Origin of the sequence: Nocardia sp. CC201C, from assembly GCF_030010695.1 — a bacterium.
Taxonomy (GTDB): Bacteria; Actinomycetota; Actinomycetes; order Mycobacteriales; family Mycobacteriaceae; genus Nocardia; species Nocardia otitidiscaviarum.
The window spans coordinates 19,925-29,537 of sequence record NZ_JASCXP010000035.1 but is presented as its reverse complement, the minus strand read 5'-3'; the positions used below and the strand labels follow the sequence as shown (position 1 = coordinate 29,537).

General features: G+C 69.5%; 8 protein-coding genes. 5 read left to right on the top strand and 3 right to left on the bottom strand.

The genetic code is table 11. The features are described 5' to 3' along the window. From QK444_RS06500 to QK444_RS06485, 4 genes are all read left to right on the top strand, one after another. The coding region (locus tag QK444_RS06500) for a hypothetical protein (protein WP_282778066.1) at positions 1 to 686 on the top strand (686 nt) is incomplete at its 5' end. A gap of 91 nt (positions 687 to 777) precedes the next feature. Beyond that, on the top strand, positions 778 to 2,316 hold the full coding sequence (locus tag QK444_RS06495) for a hypothetical protein (protein WP_282778064.1): 1,539 nt from the start codon (positions 778 to 780) through the stop codon (positions 2,314 to 2,316). 454 nt (positions 2,317 to 2,770) lie between these two features. Next, positions 2,771 to 3,958: a PLP-dependent aminotransferase family protein gene (locus QK444_RS06490; protein ID WP_282778062.1), complete on the top strand. Its 1,188-nt coding sequence runs from the start codon at positions 2,771 to 2,773 to the stop codon at positions 3,956 to 3,958. A gap of 168 nt (positions 3,959 to 4,126) precedes the next feature. Then, positions 4,127 to 4,840, top strand: coding sequence for a serine protease (locus QK444_RS06485; protein ID WP_282778060.1), 714 nt, complete (start codon positions 4,127 to 4,129; stop codon positions 4,838 to 4,840). Positions 4,841 to 4,849: 9 nt separating this feature from the next. Here QK444_RS06485 and glpK read toward each other — a convergent pair whose 3' ends face one another. After that, positions 4,850 to 6,346 carry a glycerol kinase GlpK gene (gene glpK, locus QK444_RS06480; protein ID WP_282778058.1) on the bottom strand — a complete coding sequence of 499 codons (1,497 nt, stop codon included), beginning with the start codon at positions 6,344 to 6,346 and terminating at the stop codon, positions 4,850 to 4,852. A gap of 194 nt (positions 6,347 to 6,540) precedes the next feature. Here glpK and glpD point away from each other — a divergent pair, with 194 nt between their 5' ends. Continuing rightward, positions 6,541 to 8,280, top strand: coding sequence for a glycerol-3-phosphate dehydrogenase (gene glpD / locus QK444_RS06475; RefSeq protein ID WP_282778056.1), 1,740 nt, complete (start codon positions 6,541 to 6,543; stop codon positions 8,278 to 8,280). A gap of 72 nt (positions 8,281 to 8,352) precedes the next feature. Here glpD and QK444_RS06470 read toward each other — a convergent pair whose 3' ends face one another. Together QK444_RS06470 and QK444_RS06465 are read right to left on the bottom strand one after the other, a co-directional pair. Further along, positions 8,353 to 8,562, bottom strand: coding sequence for a DUF397 domain-containing protein (locus QK444_RS06470; protein WP_282778055.1), 210 nt, complete (start codon positions 8,560 to 8,562; stop codon positions 8,353 to 8,355). Beyond that, positions 8,552 to 9,601: a helix-turn-helix transcriptional regulator gene (locus tag QK444_RS06465; protein WP_282778054.1), complete on the bottom strand. Its 1,050-nt coding sequence runs from the start codon at positions 9,599 to 9,601 to the stop codon at positions 8,552 to 8,554. The genes QK444_RS06470 and QK444_RS06465 overlap by 11 nt, the downstream gene beginning before the upstream one ends. Between the last annotated feature and the right edge of the window lie 12 nt (positions 9,602 to 9,613).

Genomic DNA, 9,613 nt, shown 5'->3' with positions numbered 1-9,613 from the left:
AGCCCGGTGTGACCACCCCGCGGGTGGCGCCGCTGCCGGTGCCGGGTCAGCAGAATCCGGCCGAGCCCGCCGTGAACACCCCGCGCCAGCCGGGCACCACCATTCCGGCGCAGCCGGAGGCGCAGGCCCCCGAGGCCGACGCGGAGGCGGTCCAGCCGGGCGAGGAGACCCCGGTCGACACCCTGACGAGCCCGGAGACGGTGCAGCCGCGCTGGGAGGCCCCCGTGGTCGAGACCGCTCCCGCCGCGCCCGTGGTGGAGATGACGGGTCCGCACACCGAGGTCGGCGCGAATGTCGACGGCGGTGCGCTGCTGCCCGGTTTCGCGGCCAACACCCACCACTTCAGCAACCTGGACGGCTACGTCGGCACCGTCGGCTACAGCACCCCGGGCGGCTACGGTGAGGCCGGTGTCTCGCTGGAGTTCATCGAGGCCAACACCATCAAGGTGACCGGCTTCGTCGGTGGCGGCGGCGCCGAGGACCGCAAGGTCGAGTTCACCGTGGACACCACCCAGGCCAATGCGGCCAAGGCGGCCGCCGAGGGCTGGATCCGCCTGCAGCCGGGTGGCTCCGCGGCACTGGCGGCGCTGGGTGAAATTGGTAAGCTCCCGCAGGGCGAATTGCCCGCCCAGACGATCGAGGTCGGCGGTGCGACCACCCAGTGGGGTGGTTCGGTCCAGTACTGATCTCGGGGTCGAATCCGGCAGCTGAGTTTGTCGCGTGGGGGCGGTCGTTCGCGGCCGCCCTCAGTGCATGCGTGGGGAAAGGACACCGGTGATGGGTTCCGGCAAGGATGAGACCGCGGACGCCGCGAACGCGCGGTCCGGGCTCCCGCCGGAGTCGGACGGGTTGGAGTCGCGCCCCACGGAGCAGCTGTCGCGCGATGCGGTGACGGCCGACGCGGAGCCGGCCGCCGATCCGGATACGCAAGAGACCGAGCAGCTGTCGCGCCGCGATCTCGCCGACAGCACGCGAAACGGTCCGGGGGACGCGGGTTTCGGCCCGCCGCTGACGGAGTTCGACCCACCGGTCGCCGGTTTCGGCCCGCCGACGGCCGATCCGGTGTCCGCGCGGGGTGCTACCGACCCGGGTGCGGGTCAGGTCGGTGGAGCCTCGGACGACTCCGGTCCGCCGCACGCTGATGCCGGCTCACCGCGGAACGACGTCGGCTCGCCGCATCCCGATTCCGGGCCGCCGCAGAGTGATTTCGGTCCACCGCTCTCCGATTTCGGCCCGCCGCAGAGTGAGTTCGGCCCGCCGCAGAGTGATTTCGGGCCTCCGCAGAGTGATTTCGGGCCGCCGCTCTCCGATTTCGGACCACCGCTGTCGGACTTCGGCAAGGCCCCCGATTCGGGGGCCGCGGCGTGGACTCCGGCCGCGCCGCCCTCGCCCAGTCCCGAGATCGGCTGGCGGCCGGTGGACGCGCCGGACTATCGCGCACCGGAATCGGCTCCCGCGCCGCCGACCGCGCGGTTCGACCCCACGCCCGCCCCGGACACCACCGTGCGCCTGTCCAGCGACCAGGTGCCGCCCGCGCCGAAGAAGTCGTCGGGGTGGGCGGCCGCGGGCGGGATCAACACGTCCAACTCCGGCCGCGAGTCGTCGTGGCTGCGCGGCGGCGAGACGGGTTACCCGCCCGCCACGCCGGAACCGGCGCGCTCGTCCACCTCGGCGGCGAAATCCACCGGGCCGGAACGGGAATCGCTGTCGTGGGCGGATGACCCCATCGGCAAGATGCTCGCACCGAAGGCCGCGCCGCCGCCACCGCCCGAGCCGGAGAGCCGCGGGCGGGGCCGTCTGCTGCTGGTGGCGGGCGCGGTCGTGGTGTTGATCGCCGTCGTGGTGACGGTCGCTCTGATCACCCGGGGCGGCCCCGAGGACGATGTGTCGGCCGATCCGGCCCCGGCCACCACCGGGGCGGCGGTGACGAGCAGTGCCGCGCTGAGCTGTCCGGCCCGCAAGGACGGCAGGGTCACGGTCGGCAACGGCGCGGGGTCCACCGCCTCCGGAGCGGAGGCCATCCTGGGCTTCCAGCACGCTTTCTACGCGCAGCGCAGCGGCACCAAGGCGCGCGAGTTCGTGGCCCCGGACGCGCTGAACATCTCCCCGGCGGACACCATTCAGCAGGCCATCGACGAGGTGATTCCGATGGGCACCACCTACTGCCTGCGCATTGTGGAGATCACCCCGGACATTTTCGACGCCGACCTCACCGAGCACCGCCCGGACGGCACCACCACCGTGTACCGGCAGCACATCACCACGGTCGACCGTGACGGCAGGCACCTGATCGTCGCCATCAACGAGCGGCCCTGAGCGACGGCGCGTCCCTGGGGCGGCGCGTGCCTGAGTGATGGTGCGTGGCTGAGTGATGGTGCGTGGCTGAGTGATGGTGCGTGGCTGAGTGGCGGTGCGTGGCTGAGTGATGGCGCGTGCCTGAGTGACGGTGCGTGGCTGAGTGACGGTGCGTGGCTGAGTCACGGTGCGTGGCTGAGTGACGGTGCGTGGCTGAGTCACGGTGCGCGCCTGAGTGACGGCGCGTCCCTGAGTGACAGCGCGTCCCTGAGTGACGGTGCGTGCCTGGGCGGTGGTGGCGGACCGCACCGCCGCTCCGCCACAGGTGGTGCGCGGGTCATCGGACGAACGTGTGCCGGTGCCGGGGCACCGACCACACTGCTCATACCAGTATATGAGAATCAAATTTCATATTCTGGTCTCCTTGTGAAACAGTGGAGGTTCCGCGAACCCCGGCTTTCCCTCGGAGGTGTCCATGTCGCCGCTCACCCCACCCCTGTCCCGGCGTCTCGACGGGCTGCGGAGTTCGGCGATTCGCGACCTGCTCAAACTCACCGCGCGCGCCGACATCATCAGCCTCGCCGGCGGTTTGCCCGACGCCGAACTCATGCCGCGCGACCGTATCGCCCGCGCCGCCGACACCGCCCTGTCGGACCGCTCGCGCCTGCAATACACCGAATCGCCGGGCTGGGGTCCGCTGCGTGAGGTGCTGGCGGCGCGCGAATCCACGCGCCTCGCCCGCCCGGTGCCCGTAGACGAGGTGTTCGTCACACACGGTTCGCAGCAGGCGCTGTCCCTGCTGGCCGAGGTGCTGCTCGATCCGGGTGCGTTGGTGGTGGTCGAGGATCCGGCCTATGTCGGCGCGCTCCAGGTCTTCCGTGCCGCCGGGGCGCGGATCGAGGCCGTTCCCCTGGACCCCGACGGCATGCGTCTCGACGCTCTGCGCGACCTGCTGGCTCGTGGTGAGCGGCCCGCCGTCGTGCACACCGTCAGCAACTTCCACAATCCCGGCGGTGTCACGCTGCTGCCACAGCGTCGGCGGGAGTTGGCGGAACTCGCCGAGACATACGGCTTCTGGATCATCGAGGACGATCCCTACGGTGAGCTCTGGTTCGACCGGCCGTCCCCCGAGCCGGTGGCCACCTACTCGCCCAACGTGATTCGGTTGTCGAGTTCGTCCAAGATCCTCGCGCCCGCGCTGCGGGTGGGCTGGATGGTCGCCCCGACCCGGGTGTGCCGCGCGGTGGAACTGCTCAAGCAGGGTGCGGACCTCTGCGGTTCCGCGCTCACCCAGCAGATCGTGACCGACCTCCTCACCGACGCCGAATGGCTTGCCGCGCACATCGATTCCGTGCGCACCGCCTACGGCGCGCGAGCCAAGGCGCTCGTCGACGCGGTGCGCACCCGCTTCGGCGACGCCGTGGTCAGCACCGACGCGGCGGGCGGCATGTTCGTCTGGGTGGATTTCGCCGACGGCACCGATACCGATGCCCTGCTACCCGCCGCCCTGGACGCGGGCGTCGCGTACGTGCCCGGTTCGGCCTTCGCGGTCGCCATCGACTACAGCCACGCCATGCGCCTGTGTTTCACCACCTCCGACGCGGACACCCTGGGCCGCGCGATCGACCGCCTGGCCACCGCGCACGCCGCCGTGCGGGGCTGACCGTCCACGGCCTCGGGGCCGGAACGTATGGTCTTCCACGACACGGGGTCACGGCTGCTCCCGTGCGGTCGACGGAAGGAATGCGTTGCGACTCGGTGCTGTCCCCGGCGGTTTCGGCGATCTGATGCCCGGCAGTCCCGGCGCTCCCATGCTCGCCTCGACGGCCGCATGAGACGCTCCCGCTTCGCCACGGCGCTGACGGTCGCGGCGCTGCTCTGCGCGGGTGCCGCGCACGCCGAGGCGGCTCCGCGCCCCGTCATCACCCTCGGCGGCGGCATGGGGGTGGCCATGCTGCACGGCGTGCCCTTGGCGGAGGCGACCTGGATGTGGTTCTGCACCCTCACCGCGGTCGGCTACGACCGGCACGGCGATCTGGTCGGAATCACCAACGCGCACTGCGTCTACGACCGGGAGGGGCGGCAGTGGCCCGGTGACGAGGTGGTGGCGGTGTCGCCCGCCGGTGACACCGTGGTCGGCCGGGTGGCGTTCATCAGCGGGGGTAATCCGCTCGTGCCCGGTCCGAACGGACCCGGACTCGATTACGCCGTCATCGTTTTCGACCGGTCCGTGGTGACGCCGCTGCCCACGGTGGTCGGAAATCCGGTGCGCCGCATCGCCCCACCGCCGTCGCCCGGTACGACGCTGTGCAAGCTGGGCATCACCACCGGTCTGACGTGCGGGGTCATGCTCGGCACCGTCGGCCCCTACGTGGTGAACTCGGTGACCGAGAACATCGGCGACTCCGGCGCCCCCATCGTGGTCGGCGACGCGCTGGTGGCCAGTCAGTGGCTCACCGGCGGCGCGACGGCCATGACCGCGATCGTGGCCGACCTCGACCGCCGGGGTGGTGCCGGAGCCGGATTCCAGCTCATACCAGCGTGATCGGTGCGTTCACACCCAGTCGTAGGTGCGTTCCACGGCCTTGTTCCATTCGGCCATGAGCCGGTCGCGGTCGGTGTCGGTCATGGTGGACTTCCAGCGCTTGTCCTCCGACCAGTTGGCACGGATGTCCTCCGTGCTCGCCCAGTAGCCGACCGCCAACCCGGCCGCGTAGGCGGCTCCGAGCGCGGTGGTCTCGGTGACCACCGGGCGCACCACCGGAGCGTCCACGATATCGGCCTGGAACTGCATGAGCAGGTCGTTGACCACCATGCCGCCGTCGACCTTGAGGGTCACCAGTTCCACGTCCAACCGTTGGGCGGCCGCGTCGGCGCGCATGGCGTCGAGGACCTCGCGGGTCTGGAAAGCCGTGGCCTCCAAGGCCGCTCGGGCGAAATGGCCCTTGTTGGCGAACCGGGTCAGCCCCACCGCGACACCGCGGGCGTCGGGCCGCCAGCGTGGCGCGAAGAGTCCCGAGAAGGCGGGCACGATGTAGACGCCGCCGTTGTCGGGCACCGAGCGGGCCAGTTCTTCCACATCGTCGGCGGTGCTGATCAGGCCGAGATTGTCGCGCAGCCACTGCACCAGGGAGCCGGTGACGGCGATGGAGCCCTCCAGCGCGTACACGGCCGGTTCCGCGCCGAGCCGGTAACAGACGGTGGTGAGCAGCCCGTGCTCGCTGAACACCGGGGTGGTGCCGGTGTTCATCAGCATGAAATTGCCGGTGCCGTACGTGTTCTTGGCCTCGCCGGGTGACAGGCACGCCTGTCCGAAGGTGGCGGCCTGCTGATCGCCCAGGATTCCCGCGACGGGCACGCCGCGCAGCGCACCGGAGGTGATGTCCGCGTACACCTCCGACGAGCTGCGAATGGTGGGCAGCATGGCGACGGGCACCCCGAATTCCGCGCAGATCTCCGGATCCCATTGCAGGGTGCGCAGATCCATGAGCATGGTGCGCGAGGCGTTGGTGACGTCGGTGATGTGTTCGCCGGTGAGGTTCCACAGCACCCAGCTGTCGATGGTGCCGAAGCAGAGTTCGCCGTTCTCGCCGCGTTCCCGCGCCCCGGGCACGTGATCGAGAATCCAGCGCAGTTTGGGACCGGCGAAGTAGGTGGACAGCGGCAGGCCGGTGCGGTCGGCGTACCGGTTCGGGCCGTCACCGCCACCCAGTTCGCCGACCAGCGCGGCGGTGCGGGTGTCCTGCCAGACGATGGCATTGTGAATCGGCTTGCCGGTGCCGCGATCCCACACCACGGTGGTCTCGCGTTGATTGGTGACTCCGGCGGCGGCGATGTCACTCGCGCTCAGGCCGGTCTTCTCCAAGACTTCAGCGATCACGGATTCGGTATTGCGCCAGATGCTTTCGGCATCGTGCTCGACCCAGCCCGGCTGCGGGAAGATCTGCTCGTGCTCCCGTTGCGCGACGCCGACGATCGCCCCGCGCTGGTCGAAGACGATGCACCGGCTCGAGGTCGTACCCTGATCGATGGCGGCCACATAGCGACGCATTGGAGCAGGCTACCGTGCGAACGGGCCGATACGGGCGGATGACACAGGCCCCGTCGTTGCTTCCTGTCGCGAACGACCGCGTTAGGCTGGTGTCTGGTTACCCATGGGCAACCGCACCAGAGCCACGAGCGTCATCGATACGAATGCCGCGTCGCCGGAGCCTCCGGCGCACCGGTCGGCCGGAGGAGTCGAGCATGGCGAAGCACCCGCACTCTCAGTTCCTGGGCCCGGAGCAGCGTGCCGCTGCCTGGGAACGGCTCGGTAAGGAGCCGTTCGACGTGATCGTGATCGGCGGTGGCGTGGTGGGCGCGGGTATCGCGCTCGACGCCGCCACTCGCGGTCTGGAGGTGGCGCTGGTGGAGGCGCGCGATCTGGCGGCGGGCACCTCGAGCCGCTCCTCCAAGATGTTCCACGGCGGCCTGCGCTACCTGGAGATGTTCGAGTTCGGGCTGGTACGCGAGGCGCTGCGAGAGCGGGAGCTGGCGCTGTCCAAGCTCGCGCCGCATCTGGTGAAGCCGCTGAAGTTCCTCTACCCGCTGACCCATTTCGGCTGGGAGCGGCCCTATGTATCGGCGGGCCTGCTGCTGTACGACACCATGGGCGGCGCGAAATCCGTTCCGGGACAGCATCATCTGACCCGGCACGGGGCGCTGCGACTGGCTCCCGGGCTCAAGCGCAGCGCGCTGACCGGCGGCGTCACCTACTACGACACGCTGGTCGATGATGCCCGCCACACCATGACGGTGGCGCGGACGGCCGCCCACTACGGGGCGACCATCCGTACCTCCACCCAGGTGGTCGGCTTCCTGCGCGAGGCCGACCGGGTGGTCGGGGTGAAGGTGCGCGACAGCGAGGACGGCCGCACCACCGAGGCCCGCGCCAGCGTGGTCATCAATGCCACGGGGGTATGGACCGACGAGATCCAGGCGTTGTCGCATGTGCGGGGACGATTCCATGTGCGCGCCTCCAAGGGCGTGCACATCGTGGTGCCGCGCGACCGCATAGCCAGCGACGCGGCCCTGATCCTGCGCACCCCCACCTCGGTGCTGTTCGTGATCCCGTGGGGCAGCAACCACTGGGTCGTCGGCACCACCGACACCGACTGGAATCTCGACCTGGCGCATCCGGCCGCCACCAAGGCCGATATCGACTACCTGCTCGACCGCATCAACGAGGTGCTGGTCACGCCGCTCACCCACGCCGACATCACCGGCGTGTACGCGGGCCTGCGCCCGCTGCTGGCGGGAGAGAGCGACGAGACCTCGAAGCTCTCCCGCGAACACGCCGTGGCCCGGATCGCACCCGGCCTGGTGGCCATCGCGGGCGGCAAGTACACCACCTACCGGGTGATGGCCTACGACGCCGTCGACGCGGCGCTGGTGGACATCCCGCGCCGGGTGTCGCCGTCGGTGACCGAGAAGGTGCCGCTGCTCGGCGCGGACGGCTACCACGCCCTGCTCAACCAGGTCCCGCACCTCGCCGAGAAGTACGGCGTGCACCCCTACCGCATCGAACACCTGCTCAACCGCTACGGCTCCCTCATCGACGAGGTGCTCGGCTTGGCGGACGGCAAACCCGATCTGCTGCAACCGATCACCGCCGCCCCCGCCTACCTCCAGGTGGAGGCCCTGTACGCGGCGGCAGCCGAAGGCGCGCTGCACCTGGACGACATCCTGGCCCGCCGCACCCGCATCTCCATCGAATACGCCGACCGCGGCGTCGACTGCGCCGACCAGGTGGCCCGCCTGGTCGCCCCCGTCCTCGGCTGGGAAGAGGCCGACATCGCCCGCGAGGTGAGCACCTACCAGGCCCGCGTGCGCGCGGAGATCGAATCCCAGACCCAGCCCGACGACACCTCCGCCGACGCGCTGCGCCTGGAAGCGCCGGAGGCGCGCCGGGAGGTGCTGGATCCGGTTCCACTCAGCGCCGACTGATTGAAAGCTCCGGCGATACGGCGAGCGCCCCACCTGTGGTGGGGCGCTCGCGTTCGCTTCGTCCGAGTGAAATCAGTTGGGCCGGTGGAATTCGCCAGTGCTCACCCGCGTGGTGAAGGCGCTCCACTCGCTGGCGGTGAAGATCAGCGCGGGGCCGGTTGGGTTCTTGGAATCACGGACGCCGACAACTCCGTCGTCGAGGAAGGCGACCTCCACGCATTCGCCACCGCCCTGGCTGTGGCTGCTTGTGAACCAGTGCGCGCCGGACAGGTCAATGTCCACCCTCATACTCCCTCGCCATCTTCCTGAGCAGCTGTCGGCTGGTGGTGCCGTCGAGTGCCGCGTCCCTCAGACGATGAAACGAACGTGCGAAGCTCGTCACGTCGTCGGCGTCCTCAATGTACATGTTGCCCACCACGCCCTCCAGGAACACGACAGGCGGCTCGATGGGCTCCCCGGGCGCTGATTCACCGTACTGAAGCAGGACGAAGGGAGGCATCGAGATACCACCCGGAAAGCCTGCGGTGAAGGGGAGTATCCGAAGCTCCACGTTGTCCTCGGTGGACCGATCGGCCAGGCGTCGAAGCTGTGCTGCCATGATGCGGCGACTACCCCCGATCCGGTGCAGTGCGGCCTCACCGACCACGGCCTCCAGCTCAACCGGTTGGGTGCGCCGACTGACGACCTTCTGGCGCTGCATCTTCAACTGCACTCGCCGCTCCCATTCCTCGGGGGAATCGTCTGGCCAGATCTGGCTGACCAACGCCCGGTCATACTCGGCGATCTGCAACAGCCCCGGCACCAACTCCGGTTGGTACGTAATGATTTTCGACGCGGCGGCCTCGAGTCCCACATACACGTCGAAGTCCTTGGGGATCAGATCCCCGTACTGATGCCACCAGTTCTTGACATTCGCCTGTCTCGCCAACCCCACCAACGCCGCGGTCAAATCCTCCGGCACACCGTACAAATCGCACGCGGCCTGGATATCCCGCGACTTGATCCGCGAATTCTCCCCCTTCTCCAGCCTGCCGAGACTGGTCGCCCCGATCTCCAAGAGCTGCGCGGCCTTCGCCTGCGTGTATCCGGCGCGGCTGCGCCATTCCAGCAGATACCGGCCGAGCTGACGCCGCGGCAGCGTCGACCCCGCCTCACCGTTCGCCTGGGTCATCGCATCCTCCGATTCGGGGAGGTCGAGTTCACCGTTCCGAAGAAATGCTCCCACCTGCACCGGTGCCCGTTCAGCGATTTCCGGGCACTTCTTTCGGCCCCGCCGTTTCGGCCCGCGTGTCGCTGCCGCGAGGTGTGTCATCGAAACCATCCCGACACCCCA

Bases quoted from the DNA above. Each gene is read 5' to 3' on its own strand.
- QK444_RS06495 (WP_282778064.1), top strand. From the start codon at position 778: ATGGGTTCCGGCAAGGATGAGACCGCGGACGCCGCGAACGCGCGGTCC.
- QK444_RS06490 (WP_282778062.1), top strand. From the start codon at position 2,771: ATGTCGCCGCTCACCCCACCCCTGTCCCGGCGTCTCGACGGGCTGCGG.
- QK444_RS06485 (WP_282778060.1), top strand. From the start codon at position 4,127: ATGAGACGCTCCCGCTTCGCCACGGCGCTGACGGTCGCGGCGCTGCTC.
- glpK (WP_282778058.1), bottom strand. From the start codon at position 6,346: ATGCGTCGCTATGTGGCCGCCATCGATCAGGGTACGACCTCGAGCCGG.
- glpD (WP_282778056.1), top strand. From the start codon at position 6,541: ATGGCGAAGCACCCGCACTCTCAGTTCCTGGGCCCGGAGCAGCGTGCC.
- QK444_RS06465 (WP_282778054.1), bottom strand. From the start codon at position 9,601: ATGGTTTCGATGACACACCTCGCGGCAGCGACACGCGGGCCGAAACGG.